This is a genomic window from Salicibibacter cibi, from assembly GCF_016495865.1.
GTDB classification, from domain to species: domain Bacteria; phylum Bacillota; class Bacilli; order Bacillales; family Marinococcaceae; genus Salicibibacter; species Salicibibacter cibi.
On the sequence record NZ_CP054706.1, the window covers coordinates 897,303 to 913,163 of the forward strand.

A 15,861-nucleotide genomic window follows, 5' to 3' on the forward strand; every position below is an offset into this window, starting at 1 on the left:
AATGCCCTGATAACCCTTCTAATGCTTTCGAAGAAAAAACAAAGCTTATCCAAATCAAATCATACCGAAGAATAATCGCACCCATACTCGGGTGCTTTTTTTGTGTCCTGATTAACACGAGCCGGTGCTCGTTTGAACCAGGAGAGTTGTTTGTTTTTTGTACAAGTAGGTATATGCATTACAAGCAATGTACGATCTTACATAAAGTATTGTATGCCTCATTGAGAAAGGGGGTATGGAAAATGTATAATAAGTGGGATGAACTCGTCTTTGGCGTTAACTTCGATGGTGATCGATACAAGTGTAAATGCGAAAAAGAAAGAAGCAAACACGATCATTGTGGATGTAATAAGCGCCACGATCACTGTGGATGCAAGAAAAAAGACGACCACAAGCGCGAGCAAGAGTGCACAGTCAAGTTCTATTTTGATTGTGATTAATTGGTAACCCTTCGTTGTCCCCCTTCAATGATCCCTTGACAGATGTCAGGGGATTGTTTTTGTGGAAAAAAGCACGAGCCAGTGCCCGTGCTAATATCCAATTGCTCACTGAAGTCTATAAATTACATTACCAGGTGTCTCTTGTGAGCTCCGTGACTTAATGTTACCTAGTGGCACGTTTCAAAAGTTCCTTCACGGCGTTAGACGGACAAAACCTTTGTTAAAAGCGCGATAAATTTAAAAAACAACAAAGCTACACAATGCAGTATGTGGTATCGGTGGAAGAGGAATCGTTGCAAGTGATATTAAAAGATCGAAATACCATCTTTTTCAATGAGACATTCACTGAAAATACAGAAGGAACGTTCACTTTCACTTCTGCAAACCGTCGCCATGAACTTCGATTCATCGGAAAAAAGTCAAGAGGAGAATGCCAGATTAAGTTTATCAAAAATGATAGTGTCATGGCAGCTTAATCTTTAGTATTTTATCCCAAAGTTCAAACAGAGCTAAACTGCTTGACTATTCCCGGAATAGGATGCGCAATTTTTTTTCATAAATAGGCCCAGACTGTGGGAGAATACCCTCCATACATTTATATGTTAAAATATATTGTAATTTTGTGAAAGGGTGTGTTCATAATGACCGGAGTAGAAATTGATATGGTTGTTACAGACAGCTTAAAAGCATTGGAATTATACGAAAAAATATTTGATGTCGAACGTGTTGAGGTTACAGATTTCCCCAAAGGTGAAAATGAAGTCATTTTTAGTATATACGGCGTGAATTTTCACATGCTGGATGAAAATCCAACATTCGAATTGAAAGCACCAAACCCAGACGAGCCTAATACGATTTGGTTTAACATCACTGTTCCTGATATTGAGGAAACATTTTCAAAAGCGATTCGTGTTGGCTGCACGGAGGTACAACCGGTAACTGAGATTCCTGATTTCGGAGTATCAAACGCCATATTTAGCGACGCTTTCGGCTATATATGGATGCTTCATCAAGTTCACAAAGAAGTGAGTTTTGAGGAACGCATGCGACTTTTCGAGGAAAAAAGAGAGAATTAAACGTTTAAAAGTGAACAAACATGACGCTTAGCGCCATGTTTGTTTGTATGAACGTTACGTTCCCCGTGCTTTGAGTGAAACCGTTTCGTTTTTCCCGGCTATCGCTCCGGAGATAGCAATTAAAAGGGATACGATCATTAGTATGATTAAAGGGACCGTCCAGCCGTGAAACCATTCTGCTATTGTCCCTAGAAAAATAGGTCCGCTTGCGGCAAGTATATAACCAATAGATTGGGCCATGCTTGATAGTTGAGAGGACTCGGAAACCGTAGTGGTACGAAGCACGAAAAACATCATTGCCAAACTAAATGTGGTTCCCGCGCCAATACCCGCCAATAATAAAAATACAATAATCAGTTGCGAGGATATGAGGGAAACCCCCAATAATCCAAAAAAGAAAAATAAGCCAGATGCAAAGGCAAGAATACGTTGATTATTTAATTTAGAAGCAATAATAGGTACGATAAAATTTGCCGGTAATAAACCAATTTGAAAGAGGGCGATCAACCAACCAGCTTCGTCTTGACTAAACCCTTTTTCAAGCAGAATATCCGGCAGCCATGTAAAAAGGCTATATGGAATCAAAGATTGCAATCCCATATAAATGGTAACCGCCCATGCAATTTTGGATTTAAACAAATGGTTTGGTGACTGGGTTTTTACTTGTCCGGGAACTTTTTTATTGTCAGAAAGAATGGCCGGTAATCGCAAAAGTAATACGAGTACGGCCAAAAATGATAGAATAGTCCATATTTGCAAGGAGTTTCGCCAGTCTAGAAGTTCTAAATCGGCTAAAGGAACGGATATGCCTGAAGCAAGAGCGCCAAATACATTCATGGCAACGGAATAAAGACCGGTCATTAGCCCAATTCGATAGGGAAAACTTAATTTGATTAAACCCGGCATAAGAACATTCCCTACCGCAATAGCTAAACCAACAAGTAACGTCCCAAACAAAAGAATTGAAATTCCACCGAGTGAACGGATGAAAGTTCCAATAGACAAGATTAACATGGCTATTAATAGCGTTTTTTCCATTCCTATTTTTCTCGATAAAACTGGTACAAACGGTGAAAATAATCCAAATGCAATAAGGGGCAGTGTGTTTACCATCCCTATCAAGGCATTTGATACTTGTAACTCTTCCCTTAATAAGGGGATTAGCGGGCCGACTGAGGTCATTGGGGAACGAAGAGTGGCAGCGATTAACATCACAGCTGCAAGCAATAGAAACGTATAATACCGGTCACGGTTTGTTGTAATATCCATATATAAACACCTTCTATGATCAAGTGTTGAAAGAGGCATGAAAACACCAATCTAGTATATCTCAATCACGAAACTTCAACAAGCGCATAGCCTTCGTCGTTTCGGACAACTTGAGGTTGGTTAGTGAAGAGTCTGGGGATATGTATAAAACTATGATATTGTTGAAAATAGCAGTTGTGATGTAAACCGTTCTGAAAGTAGCTCGCGCTTTTTTATTTAAAACAGGAGGTCAAAAACACATGAAATACACGACATTACCCGGAACAGATTTGTCGGCGTCCAATATTATTATGGGCAATATGCGTATTGATTCCCTTTCTCTAAGGGAGATTGATCAACTTGTGAAATCGGCTCAAGAATCAGGGATTAATTTTTTCGACCATGCTGATATTTATGGCGATGGTGAATGCGAATCCCTTTTTTCACAAGCGCTTTCCATGGACGCTTCCGCGCGGAAAAAAATGATTATTCAAAGCAAATGCGGGATTCACAAAGATGAAGGTTATTTTGACTTCTCCAAAGAACACATTTTGAGGTCAGTCGAGGGAATTTTATCGCGCTTACAGACGGATTATCTCGATATTTTACTTCTGCACCGGCCAGATCCGTTGGTGGAACCGGATGAGGTAAGTCAGGCATTTGATGAATTGGAGAAAAGCGGTAAGGTCCGTTATTTTGGCGTCTCCAATCATAATCCAATGCAGATCGAACTGCTGCAGAGCGCATTATCGCAAAAACTTATCGTTAATCAAATGCAGCTTGCGATTGCCCATACTCCTCTCATCGATTCAGGAATTGCGTTGAATATGACAAAAGATCAGTCGATTAATCGCGATAGCAGTACGCTTGAGTATTGCCGCCTCAAAGATATCACATTACAAGCATGGTCGCCTTTCCAAACGGGTTTCTTTGAGGGAGTGTTCATCGGTGATTATGACCGTTTCCCTAAACTGAACAAGGTGCTGGACAGGCTTGCCGAAAAATATAATGTATCTCCTGATGCCATTGCTGTCGCGTGGATCACTCGCCACCCGGCGAATATCCAAGTCGTCACCGGCACCACGAAAATAGACCGCCTACAAAAAGCTAGCGACGGCTCCGAGATTCCACTTACACGGCCCGAGTGGTACGAGCTTTATAAAGCGGCAGGCAATATAGTGCCTTAAAAGGTTTATAGTCGATGGATAACCAAGATGGAGAGGGATGAAGCCAATGGGGAAGAAAAAGAATGCCACTTGGGCAGAAGCCAAAAAACGTTGTCGTCTGAATCAAGCTGACATCCAAATGGCAAAAGAACTGGGGATGACACCGAAAAGCTTATTGAAAAACATCCCTTCCCCTTCACAACAGTGGAAAGCGCCTGTAAAGGTATGGATTCGTGATTTATATGAGAAAAAATTCGGGAAGCAACTTTCGATTGAGTACTCTAATCAACCACAGGATCGTAAAAAGAAGGTGAACCAGTCTGAAAAAATAAGTCACATTTCGGATGAGGATTTGCCTTTTTCCTGAATTATTCATACCTCGACGCGAGAGCATAATTTGATATCAAATCCAAGGATTTTTGTTTCGATCACAAAAATACGGTGATCATTTAAGCATAGTGACAGGATTTAAGCCACCATCACCGAAAAATCATGATTTTTGGACATACGTCTCCCTTGGTCTTAAATGGGCTTTTAAAAAATATGGCATATTCGATCTTTGTTTCTCACTCTAGTTTTAAGGCTTGGACACGTCGGAGCACATTCCAGAAAAATGCTTGATAGACAAAACTGGACGATAATTTAAAGTAAAAGGAACGTCCTGATTTGACCAATTTGCTTGCGACCTTTATCACTCGGGTTCGTATCGTCTGTATCTGCATGCTTTTCTGTTCCTCCGGAAAACAGAGGGTGCGCAACCAGTTCGTGAAGTTATAAGCAAGTAGACTAAGGGTCATCCTTGCTTCGTTGGCCTCGAAAGAATGACTACTCATTCTGTCCAGGTCAAAGCCGTTTTTCGCTTCCTTGATGTAATTTTCCATGGTTCCCCTCTTTTGGTAAGAGCGGACGATATCCTTGGGCGTAAAGGCGCTTGTAAGGCTTGTAACGAAGAACGAATGCGTGAAAAACAATTCGCCTGCCGGACGAACGGATTGGACAATCACTTTTCTTGGTTTCGCCCATGATTTCGCTTGATACTCCGTTTCTTCAAAGTAACATTCGGTCTTTGTCATATCGGATGGAAACGTGGACGGATGGAGCTCATCAGCCAATCGCTGCAGGTTGGGGTTGGATTTTAATCGAATCACGTAATAGACGGATTCGGCTTCACAGAGTTCGTACAGGTCCGGAACCGCAAAACCACTGTCGCCACGCAGGAACGGCGTCGTCCCCGGAAACTTCTGATTGTAGTGCGTGATAAGGGGTTTCACAAAATCCACCACACCATTCGACGTGTAGACATTGCCCGGACGAAGCTTGGCCTTCAGAAAATCACGGGTGACACCATCAAAAGCAACCAATGGGTGAAAGCCAACAGTGCCGTAATGGGCATTAAATGCCGATGATGCCTGATCACCGTATGTATCTGCATGGGTTGAATCCAAATCAAGGATCAATGCATCGGACGCTCGATGTCGGTGTACTTTATCCAAGAGCTCCTGGTTCGCTCGTTGAAGCTGTTCCATCGACTCGGCATCAAACCGTTCAAAAAAGCGTGACAAACTAGGCTGAGAAGCTAAAGCATCTTTGCCAAGGATTTGGGTGAAGACAGGGTCATTGGTCAATTGATCGGCTGCATCGTCTTCGGCATAGCCGGCAATCATTTGATAAACCTTTTGGCGAAGCAATGCTTCATTGGCGTGAACATGATACAACCTTTCATCTTTGAGGTTTAGATGCTTGTCCAACGTAGAGAAAAAGCCGATTTTTTCATCGAATTCTCTGAATAATAGTTCTCCTGTATCGGAGGAGAGTGCGCCTCCGTCATTGGATAATTTGATCTGACGATTGAAATCAAGGGTTGATTGCGATAAAGTAGCCATTAGAAGAATCCTTTCTGTGGTTATTTTTGGTAATTTAACTCTAACAGAAAAGGATTCTTTTTTCATTTATTAGATGAACGTTCAAAATTGCTAGACTCCTTGGCGCACAATGGTTAGACACTAATCTATGGATTTCTGTGAATTATTCAGGTTTTTAGCTATGTAAAAAGGAAAAAGTTTGGCTGATAAGTGAGTTGTTTTGGCTAATAAAAGGGCTGCATTGTATCAGAATAATGGACCGTCCTTGTCAACGTTGGGTGAAAAATATCGGCCCTGCCCGCTCCATAATCAAGTACGTGAAAGCAGATAAATTAAGCTGAAATTACAATTACCGCTAGACGTACGCGCCGGCGGTTTTTAACGTTCGAACGGAGGCGTACAATTGGGAGTTAGAACCCGAACAGCAGTGAAAAACGGGTTGAAGGGTGACTAACCGAGTCATTAGCACCCGAACAAAGGCAAAAATACGCTCGAAAGGTCACTAATCATACAATTAACACCCGAACAGTGGAGGTGGATCGATTAAAAGGTCACTAACCGTATAATTGGTATCCGGTAGCGGTAAAAATCAAAACCAAGCAACGGTGATCGTACTAAACATAATAGGAACCTCCCCCCTCGACTAAGGTGCCTGAAATGTTTTTAGTACTCTTCTTAGGAATCATTGATCCCGCACCACTCACTAACCACGTTTGTGGTCATTTTTCATCCGGGAATAGAAATTGATATTCCTCTTATCACAACCACATTATCCAGGCAGCAGACGTGCTCCGCATGATGGTTGAAATGAAAAAAGACGTTGATCATGAAGCGGACTTTCGCAAAGAACTTGGCCTGTCCGACGAATAAGCGGAGTTTTACAAAGCCGTTACCTCTATGGAAATGGCGGCTTTTAATAATCAGTTTCTCGCGGAGCTAATCCACAAGGTCGTCAAAGAGTTGAAAAAGAACCTGAGTCAGGATTGGACGAGCGAGCATCGAAAAAGCATTTATGCGAAGATGAGTATGTCCGTAAAGCGAGTATTGATGCAAGAAGGGATCAAAGGCGAGCAGTTGAAGTTTATTACAAACGCGATTATGGATGAAGCGGAGGAACAGTACAAAGATTGGCCGCATGAGGCTTGATGGTGGAAGTGCCCGGTTGAGATTCTGGTCTTTTCTGTTGGTTGAGACGCATCGATTATTACGGGTGAGACATGATATAATAAGGGTAAATATGCGGAGGTGACTCATATGGTCACGGAAAACATCTCAAAGGAGTTGTTTCTGGAGATTCTCGAAACGTTGAATGAGCGACTTGGAGAAAATAAGTTGAATATGTCTTTAAGCATATACGGTGGAACCGTTATGGTGGTCTCTTTTGATGTCAGACCGGCGACAAAAGATATTGATGCTATATTTGAAACCTCCCCTCAGATTGAAACGATTTTGACTGATATAGCTGAAACATATGGACTCGCCGAGGATTGGATTAACCAGGATATTAAAGACCCACTTAAAAATGTTAAGGAAGAGGCACTTAAGGAAATATACAGCTTCGATCATCTTAAAGTATTCGCACCTGGAGCAGAGCAGATGCTGGCGATGAAAATATTATCAGCAAGGGCGGAACCATTCAGAGATTTTGCTGATGCGGAATACTTGATTGATTTCCTCGAGATTGAAACCCTTGAGCAGGTACTTGAAATTTTTGATAAATATATCGGCAGGAAGTTTTTGCGCGACCGACAAAAAATCTTCCTTAATTACGTTGGAAAGGACCTCGGTAAGTCATGGAAAAAGTTTACAGTATAATACATGCTGCTGATTTTAATTTAGCACTGACGAATCTACTCATTGATCTGTATTCTACCAATTATGAAAAATATTTTGATGAACTGATTTTTGATGAACATAGGGTAGACAACCTGAGTGAACCAGAACGGGAAAAACTCACAAAGGTTGCCGCAGTTATCGAATATGTCGGTAACAGGCAGAGAAACGCCATATTGTACAACTGGATATATTCATCAAAATTACAGCTGGATAACCCTTATACACCCGGCGTCGAAAACGCGAGCATTGCTCGCATAAAAAGAATTATGACTGCACCCAAAGAATTCGCCAGCCGTAATGTATTTTATGATGAAGATACGCTGAAACCTGTGTAGGGTACCGGAAGGCCATGCATCAAGCTCAACCACTTGATGCATGGCCTTTTGGGTCATCCTTTATGTCTGCATGGATGTTCGACATATGAGAAACGTATAAATAGAAAATGACAGGACGAGGAGGGATGGTTATGCCTGATGAGGTATGGTTTGCCTTCGCCTTGACTTTATTCGCGGGGCTTTCAACCGGTGTGGGCAGTTTAATTGCATTTTTTGCATCAACGACTAATACACGCTTCCTTTCATGGGCGATGGGATTTTCCGCAGGCGTCATGATTTATGTTTCTTTCGCGGAGATTTTTCCTGAATCGTTGGAAATCCTTGTAGGTGCTACGGGGGAAGTGGCAGGCAATTGGTTGACAGTCATCGGTTTTTTCGGCGGAATGCTGTTGATTGCCTTGATCGATAAAATTGTACCTGACCTGGGCAATCCCCATGAAGTGAAAAAAGTGGAAGATATGGATGAATCACCGAAAAAGGCGAGAGCAAAACATCCGGAATTATTGAAAATGGGGACGTTTACCGCGCTCGCGATTACGATTCACAACTTTCCGGAAGGGATCGCCACCTTTACTGCCGCGGTTCAGGATCCTACGCTCGGTGTTGCTATTGCCGTAGCGGTAGCTATTCATAATATCCCGGAAGGCATCGCTGTGTCTGTCCCGATTTACTATGCAACCGGGAGCAGAATAAAAGCACTCACGTATTCTTTTTTGTCAGGGCTGGCGGAACCCCTTGGCGCGGTTGTCGCGTTTTTGATTCTAATGCCATTTTTAAATGATATTTTATTTGGTATTGTGTTTGCATCCGTTGCCGGTATCATGGTCTTCATTTCACTTGATGGCTTAATCCCCGCGGCCAAGGCCTATAACAGGGAACATTCCTCCATCTATGGATTTGTGTTGGGAATGGCTGTGATGGCAGTGAGTTTATTGTTGCTCATGTAATGGAATAATGTCAGGTTAATATGTTTCACGAAATCCTTGCCGCGCAAAGGACAAGAGTAAGTTGAAAATAAATCTCCCCCAAAATACCAACACTCAACGTTTAGCCCTCGATTGGGTTTTGAGGACTCTTTGTGCTGCACGGGATTCATATGAGTTCTCAGGATAGTGCTTAGCGGACTCTGAGCGATGCTTGGGAGCCAAACGAGTCCTCAGGATAGAGGTTTGGGAACTCATAATGTTTTCCAAGAGTCAAATGAGTCCGCAAATGCAAAAAACACGATATGCTCAACCATCCTTTTCGTCTTTCCATGGGTGTCGCGACGCGTCATGGTTGTTTTGGGGCATAAAAACGAATGATCTACGAACAGAAACGATGTTGGTTCGTGGAAGTAAATTTTGAGTGTAGTATAAACGAGGCGTGAACCAGGTCCCGTTTTTATGCCTAAAGCAATGGCTCCTTAAGGTTAGACGTCGTTTCTTTCGCATGAAACCATTAAAATTATGAAAGGGCTTACTTTAGCGTTGAAATAGTGGTAACGTTGTAATATGCTAGAGTAGCATTCAGCAATTTTGCCCAAAAACTGACTGAGCGCTCAGTATGGAGCTTGAATCCAAGGAGTTGTATATATGCAAATAAAAGACGCAACAGCTATTGTGACCGGAGGTGTCTCCGGTTTAGGTGGAGCGACGGTAAGAAAAATTGTTTCCCAGGGCGGAAATGCAGTAATTTTTGACGTGCAAGAGGAAAAAGGAGCGAGCTTGGCCGAAGAGCTCGGCGAGCAAGTCCGATTTATCAAAACGGATGTCACCAGTGAAGAGAGTGTGCAAAACGCTGTGGACCATGCGGTTGAAGCGTTTGGCCAGATTGATATCGCGGTTAATTGCGCGGGGATCGGAGCTGCGGAGAAAACCGTCAGCAAAAAAGGGCCGCATGACCTTGGTTCTTTTTCAAAGGTCATTCAAGTGAACTTGATTGGCTCGTTTAATGTCATTCGCTTGGCTGCGGAAAAAATGGCCGAAAATGAAGCGAATGATGAAGGGGAGCGTGGCGTGATCATAAACACCGCTTCCGTTGCCGCGTATGAAGGGCAAATCGGTCAGGCTGCTTATAGTGCTTCCAAAGGCGGGATCGTCGGGATGACATTGCCGATTGCAAGGGATCTCTCACAGCACGGCATTCGGGTGATGACTATCGCGCCGGGGCTTTTTGACACTCCGCTTTTTGCGGGATTACCGGAGAAAGCCAGAACAGCATTGGGAGAAATGACACCGTTTCCACAGCGGCTTGGCGACGTGGAAGAATACGCGCAATTGGCGGAAAGCATCATGGAAAATCCGATGCTCAATGGGGAAGTGATCCGTCTCGACGGAGCCATTCGTATGCAACCCAAATAATTGGCACGTAAAAACGAGGATTGGAGGTACAGAGCGATGAGTCAGTCCCACCCTTATTTACAAGAAGAACATGATATTTTTCGTCAATCGCTACAGAAATTTTTGCAAAAAGAAGCCGTTCCCCATTTTGAGGAATGGGAAAAAGAAAAACGGGTCCCTCGCGATTTTTGGCGGAAATTGGGGGAACAAGGCTTTCTGTGTCCTCAAGTTGAGGAGAAATACGGCGGTTTAAGCACGGATTTTGGATACTCGGTGATCATTAATGAGGAACTGGAAAAAGTCGGCACAGGGTTGATCGGCGTCGGTCTTCATAATGATATTGTTATCCCTTATATTGAAGCTTATGGAACCGAAGAACAAAAACAACACTGGTTGCCGAAAGCGATTAGCGGAGAAATGATTTCCGCGATTGCCATGACGGAGCCGGGCGTGGGGTCCGACCTTGCTGCTGTTAAAACAACGGCAGTTAGAGATGGTGACCATTACATTTTGAACGGGGAGAAGACGTTTATTACCAATGGCGTTCAGTCCGATCTTGTCGTTGTCGTTTGCAAAACGGACCCACGGGTTCAACCCGGCCACAAAGGGATTAGCCTTGTCGTAGTGGAAGCGGGCACACCGGGATTCTCGAAAGGAAAACAGTTGGAAAAGGTGGGCCAACATTCTCAAGATACCTCCGAGTTGATTTTTGAAGATGCGCGTGTACCTGCTGAAAATCTCTTGGGAGAAGAAAATGAAGGATTTTACTATTTAATGAAACAACTGCAACAAGAGCGGCTTGTCGTTGCCATCGGAGCCATCGTCGGAGTAGAAAAAATGTTGGAGCAAACGGTCGATTATGTCCAACAACGAACCGCATTCGGGCAACCAATTGGAAAATTTCAAAATACACAATTCAAAATGGCGGAAATGGCGACAGAATCCAAAATTGGACGTACCTTTGTCGATCAGCTGATTGCAAACCATATGGCTGGCGTTGACATGGTCACCGAAGTCTCTATGGCAAAATGGTGGACGACGGATTTGGCACAAAAAGTCGCCACGGAATGTATGCAACTGTACGGTGGCTTCGGCTATATGGAAGAATATGAAATCGCGAGAAGATACCGTGATGTAGCTGTCGGCTCGATCTACGCCGGATCAAACGAAATCATGAAAAATATCATTGCGAAAAATATCGGGCTGTGATGCAAAACAAGAGAGGGCTCCGGAAACGGAGCCCTCTCGTATATTTTTCTTTAATCTTCCGTGTCCTCATCCTCATCCTCATCGTTCTCGTCGCTTTCGGCGTCCTCGCCATCAGCATCGTCGTCCCCGTTATCCTCCGTATTTTCGTCACTATCATTGGGTTCTTCTTCGGGTTGCTCCTCCGGTGGTCCTTCCGGCTCCTCATCCTCCGGCGCTTCTTCGGTTGGTTCGTCTGTTTCTTCGTCCGCAGGTTCTTCTTCCGTTTCTTCCTCTTCAGCGGAATCATCTATTGATTCTTCTTCTGTCTCTTCCTCTTCAGTGGAATCATCCGTCGATTCTTCTTCGATAGGTTCATCGACGGATTCGTCATCCGGCGCTTCTTCAATCGGCTCGTCAGGAGTTTCTTCTTCGGTGTCTTCTTCCAATGGGTCATCTACATCGTTTTCTTCTTCCGGTTGTTCGGAATCGCGCTCAGAAGAATCATCTTGCTGCGGTACTGTTGGCTCGGTTCCGCAAACAAATAGTTCACTGTCCCCGCAGATGGAATCAGGCCGTGAGAAATCTTCTGTTTCATCTCCGGAGTGAACGTGTGCCATCATATGACGGAATATATCCCTGGCAATTTGCTGTTCTTCGCCTTCAGCTAAATAACCGCTTCCGCGTCCATCCCCGTACCCTGTCCAGACTGCAGCAGTATAACGAGTCGTATAACCGTTAAACCAAATGTCCGGAACGCCGCCGTCAGGGACCCCATATCGATCTCTCTCTTCTTGGGAAAAATTTGATGTTCCCGTTTTTCCGGCGAGCGGCAAATCGTCCACATTTGCCCGCCGACCGGTTCCGGCCGGATCATTGACGACGCCTTTGAGCATATCCGACATCATGTAGGCGGTGTAGTCGTTCATGGCGCGTTCCGATTCCGGGTTCAGGTCAATTTCCTGTCCGTCCCGGAAAACAATCTTACGTACGCTGTGTGGTTCATTGTATATTCCATCGTTTCCAAAGGCCGCGTATGCACCTGCCATATCCAGACTCGAAACCCCGTCGCTGAAGCCTCCCAAAGCGTAGCTTTCCTCAATGTTATTTTCAAAGGTAAGCCCGAGACTTTCCGCGAATGACTGGGCGTTTTCAAGGCCAACTTCCTGCATCGCTTTCACCGCGGGAATATTTAATGAACGTACCAAAGCTTCACGCATGGAAACACTGCCGCTATAGTTGCCGCTATAGTTTGTAATTGTCGTACCGTCGGAATATTCATGGGGAGCATCGACGATTTGCTCTCCGGTGGACCACTGTAAATGATCAATGGCAGGACCATAATCCAGCAATGGTTTTACGGTGGAGCCCGGTTGGCCGCTGGCAGCTGTCGCATGATTCCAGCCTCTTTCGGCTTCGCTCTCCTGCCGGTTGCCGACGATGGCGCGAATCGCTCCGGTTTGGGTATCCAAAAGGGTGAAGCCAACTTGGAAAAGGTCATCGTCGGGATATTGATGAATGTATTCATCGCTTTGGATCACAGTTTCCGCATACTGTTGCGCGTCCGGTTCAAGGGTCGTATAAATGTCAAACCCGGCGGCGTACAGGTCGATGGTCTCGAACCCATCGATGGACTCCACCTCTTCCATGACGTGATCGACAAACGATTGATAAGCGAAGTCATTATTTGCAGGTGTGAAATCCAATTGGTCCTCAATATCTATGGATCTGGCTTCCTCTGCTTCGTCACTTGTAATGAGCGCTTCATCCTCCAACATGGAAAGGATCAAGTTCCTCCGTTCTTCGGCAGCTTCCGGATTGCTGTCCGGATTATAGTAAGAAGGACGACGCGGGATGGCGGCCAATACTGCGGCATCGGCAATGGTGAGTTCGCTTAAATCTTCTTTATTAAAATAGCGAATGGAAGCTTCTCCAACCCCCCAAGCGCCGCTGTCAAAATAACTGATGTTCAAATACATTTCCAAAATCTCATCTTTGGAATATTGCCGTTCCATTTGCAGGGAAAGCCATTGTTCTTGCACTTTTCGCTTGAGCGTTTGGTCTGTTGACAAAAACGCTTGCTTGACGAGCTGTTGCGTGATGGTACTTGCGCCTTCAGCCCCAAAGCCATCGGTAATATTTGCCGTGATGGCCCCGCCGATCCGATAAAGATCAATACCTCCGTGATCATAAAAGCGGGTATCTTCAACGGCAATAAAAGCATTTTTCAAATGCTCAGGCATTTCTTCAATATCGCGATACGTACGGTTTTCCGTTCCTTGTAGTTTACCGACCTCCTGGTTGTTCATGTCATAGACGGTCGCTCCTTCGGCAAACACAAGCTCATCGGGGTCCAGGGGAGGAGCATCCAAAATATACGCGGCTGTTGTTGCCGTTCCTGCAAGGATGGTGACGAACAAAACGATCAACGCAATGCCTGTTAACCTTTTGAATATGGGGCGTTTTGTATTTTTTCCCTTTGTTGTTTTTTCTGCGCGGCGTCTTTCCGTCCGCGATTGGTAGTCGGTCATTCGAGCCTCCTCATTTCAGTGCGAGAAGAAGTAATATTTTTGAAAATCATTTTAATTTTTAATATGGTTATCCTCTATCGGCTATTTCTTCTCTTTTCGTTTAAACCTGTCTTTATTTTAATACAGCCTTCTGAAAACGGCAATGAAAATATTTTCACCAAGCATTTTCACATATATTTGTTCACATAAGGTCAAACTACATTAAACGCAAAGGGAGGTAGATATCATGGCAAAACCGGACGATCGTTCCGACAACCCGGAAAGAATTGAAAGAAATATTGGCCATACGATGCAAAATATGAATGAGGCAAAGGATTACGTAAAAGCCCACGTCGATGAAATGAGCGAAGAACAAAAGCAACAAATTGAAGAAAAGAACGAGCGCCGCGAAGAAAGTATCGAAGCGATGCGCGATGAAATCAAAGATGAAGCGCGCGACCAACGGCGCGATTAGAAAAACTTGACTTATCGCCAAGGATGGCGAAAGTCAAAGTCTTTTTGTATGAAAACACCCATTATTGGAGCAGCGCAAACTCATCAGTATAACCAACATATGTCATGATTATACTTTTTTGCGCCAAATTACTTGTTTTCATTATAGATGGTGGCGACATGCTCAATCGCCATGATGGTTTCTTATACTATCATTCGAACAATTTATACATTCTGATAGTGTTAAAAAATGTAAACGAACAGGCAAGTCCACGATGGCTTGCCTGTTTTCATTTCACAAATTATGCTACAATATTTCGCAAATAATATGGGAGGGAAATTCATGTCATCCCAACAGCACATGCAAATTAATCCGCGTCTCATTTCCATGCTGGCCGGCGAAGACGTGGCGACGATAAAAAACAAACCGACGTTAACGATGCTCCCTGGGGTTTATGGAAAACTTATCCACAAACACAAACGCCACATTCAAAAAAAATATCCGGAAAATGAACATTATCTTCGATGTACACATTGTAACCGGAAGGGGAAGTATGATTTACAACTCGTGTTAGTCAATAACAAAAACATATTGGAGGCTGAGGGGAATCCTGATGCACGCGAAGTGATGGATTGGATTCAACCGACCGGGTATTTTCGCTGTAAACACTGCAACAGTGCCGGCCAATGGGTCAATGATAACCCTGTATTTCCGTTTGAACTTATGGGCGCAGTAAAGAAAAGCTCAGAAGGTGAAAGCCGTCCCGGTTATTATGTGGGGTCTCATCAACTTTATGACGGTACCATTCCTCATTGGGCGACGGATTCCGAGGAGCATTATTTAAATAAAATAGAAGAAGGTAAAGATGAGGCTTATGTGTGGAATCGGCTCGGCAATATGTATTATTCGGGTGGGCGGCCCGAGTTGTCTGCTGCTGCTCACGAACATGCCATACGTTTAGATCCCGCACAAATAGAATCGCATTTTTCCATTGCCAATTTGCTGGCGGAAATGGGGGAATGGACAAAAGCGTCTGACCATTATCGCCGAATGTTGATTTATGCCCATGCTTATACTCGCTTGACACCGGAAAAATTTCGGAACATGTTGGCAAATGGATTAAGCGAATCATTGAAAATGTATGCAGATTCAGAAGGGCGCGTTCAATTTTTGCCCGATGGAGAAGAAAACAAAGAGGCTTTACAAGCGGCGGGTTTAAATCAGAATAATCCAAATGAATTAATTTTTCACGAGATGGACCTTCATCCCGACGACATCGAATCATTTTATCCACTTGCGGAGATGTATATGGGTGATCAACGAATGGCTATATCGAGAAGGAAACGAACGTTGAAATTACCACGGAAAAAGATGAAGAAGGCGTGAAAATAGAGTGCGCACGTTGGGCAAGCATTAGCCCCGAGATTA

15 protein-coding genes and 1 pseudogene are annotated in these 15,861 nt (G+C 44.0%); 13 read left to right on the forward strand and 3 right to left on the reverse strand.

Going from position 1 to position 15,861, the window contains the following annotated elements:
• Positions 1–270 precede the first annotated feature (270 nt).
• The 3 genes from HUG20_RS04525 (at position 271) to HUG20_RS04535 (ending at position 1,516) form a co-directional block, all read left to right on the forward strand.
• A complete protein-coding gene (locus HUG20_RS04525; protein ID WP_200088533.1) occupies positions 271–447 on the forward strand; it encodes a hypothetical protein in 177 nt (58 codons plus the stop codon).
• Between the two features lie 253 nt (positions 448–700).
• Positions 701–916 (forward strand): hypothetical protein, encoded by a 216-nt coding sequence (locus HUG20_RS04530; RefSeq protein WP_200088535.1) that lies wholly within the window; start codon positions 701–703, stop codon positions 914–916.
• Positions 917–1,081: 165 nt separating this feature from the next.
• Positions 1,082–1,516 carry a VOC family protein gene (locus HUG20_RS04535; protein ID WP_211200003.1) on the forward strand — a complete coding sequence of 145 codons (435 nt, stop codon included), beginning with the start codon at positions 1,082–1,084 and terminating at the stop codon, positions 1,514–1,516.
• A 54-nt stretch (positions 1,517–1,570) separates the two neighbouring features.
• Here HUG20_RS04535 and HUG20_RS04540 read toward each other — a convergent pair whose 3' ends face one another.
• On the reverse strand, positions 1,571–2,785 hold the full coding sequence (locus HUG20_RS04540; RefSeq protein WP_200088537.1) for a CynX/NimT family MFS transporter: 1,215 nt from the start codon (positions 2,783–2,785) through the stop codon (positions 1,571–1,573).
• 239 nt (positions 2,786–3,024) lie between these two features.
• On the opposite strand from HUG20_RS04540, the gene HUG20_RS04545 reads away from it, so the two are divergent.
• Together HUG20_RS04545 and HUG20_RS04550 are read left to right on the forward strand one after the other, a co-directional pair.
• Entirely contained in the window at positions 3,025–3,951 is a 927-nt protein-coding gene (locus tag HUG20_RS04545; protein WP_200088538.1) for an aldo/keto reductase, read from the forward strand.
• Between the two features lie 46 nt (positions 3,952–3,997).
• Positions 3,998–4,297 carry a C-type lectin-like domain-containing protein gene (locus tag HUG20_RS04550; RefSeq protein WP_200088540.1) on the forward strand — a complete coding sequence of 100 codons (300 nt, stop codon included), beginning with the start codon at positions 3,998–4,000 and terminating at the stop codon, positions 4,295–4,297.
• 199 nt (positions 4,298–4,496) lie between these two features.
• Here HUG20_RS04550 and HUG20_RS04555 read toward each other — a convergent pair whose 3' ends face one another.
• Entirely contained in the window at positions 4,497–5,813 is a 1,317-nt protein-coding gene (locus HUG20_RS04555) for an IS1380 family transposase (protein ID WP_200085022.1), read from the reverse strand.
• A gap of 786 nt (positions 5,814–6,599) precedes the next feature.
• Between HUG20_RS04555 and HUG20_RS04560 the strand changes: the two are divergent.
• The 6 genes and pseudogenes from HUG20_RS04560 (at position 6,600) to HUG20_RS04585 (ending at position 11,493) form a co-directional block, all read left to right on the forward strand.
• A pseudogene (locus tag HUG20_RS04560) lies at positions 6,600–6,938 on the forward strand (type I restriction enzyme endonuclease domain-containing protein).
• Between the two features lie 108 nt (positions 6,939–7,046).
• Positions 7,047–7,607: a DUF6036 family nucleotidyltransferase gene (locus HUG20_RS04565; RefSeq protein ID WP_200088542.1), complete on the forward strand. Its 561-nt coding sequence runs from the start codon at positions 7,047–7,049 to the stop codon at positions 7,605–7,607.
• Positions 7,586–7,963 (forward strand): hypothetical protein, encoded by a 378-nt coding sequence (locus HUG20_RS04570; protein ID WP_246476536.1) that lies wholly within the window; start codon positions 7,586–7,588, stop codon positions 7,961–7,963. The genes HUG20_RS04565 and HUG20_RS04570 overlap by 22 nt, the downstream gene beginning before the upstream one ends.
• Positions 7,964–8,094: 131 nt before the next feature.
• Positions 8,095–8,910, forward strand: coding sequence for a zinc transporter ZupT (gene zupT / locus HUG20_RS04575; RefSeq protein ID WP_200088545.1), 816 nt, complete (start codon positions 8,095–8,097; stop codon positions 8,908–8,910).
• 627 nt (positions 8,911–9,537) lie between these two features.
• Positions 9,538–10,305, forward strand: coding sequence for a 3-hydroxyacyl-CoA dehydrogenase (locus HUG20_RS04580; RefSeq protein WP_200088547.1), 768 nt, complete (start codon positions 9,538–9,540; stop codon positions 10,303–10,305).
• A gap of 36 nt (positions 10,306–10,341) precedes the next feature.
• Positions 10,342–11,493, forward strand: a complete 1,152-nt coding sequence (locus tag HUG20_RS04585; protein WP_200088554.1) for an acyl-CoA dehydrogenase family protein — start codon at positions 10,342–10,344, stop codon at positions 11,491–11,493.
• A gap of 50 nt (positions 11,494–11,543) precedes the next feature.
• Here the strand turns inward: HUG20_RS04585 and HUG20_RS04590 are convergent, their stop codons facing one another.
• Positions 11,544–14,000: a transglycosylase domain-containing protein gene (locus HUG20_RS04590; RefSeq protein WP_200088556.1), complete on the reverse strand. Its 2,457-nt coding sequence runs from the start codon at positions 13,998–14,000 to the stop codon at positions 11,544–11,546.
• Between the two features lie 226 nt (positions 14,001–14,226).
• Here HUG20_RS04590 and tlp point away from each other — a divergent pair, with 226 nt between their 5' ends.
• Together tlp and HUG20_RS04600 are read left to right on the forward strand one after the other, a co-directional pair.
• Entirely contained in the window at positions 14,227–14,454 is a 228-nt protein-coding gene (gene tlp, locus HUG20_RS04595; RefSeq protein ID WP_200088558.1) for a small acid-soluble spore protein Tlp, read from the forward strand.
• Between the two features lie 321 nt (positions 14,455–14,775).
• Entirely contained in the window at positions 14,776–15,819 is a 1,044-nt protein-coding gene (locus tag HUG20_RS04600) for a tetratricopeptide repeat protein (RefSeq protein ID WP_200088560.1), read from the forward strand.
• Positions 15,820–15,861 lie beyond the last annotated feature (42 nt).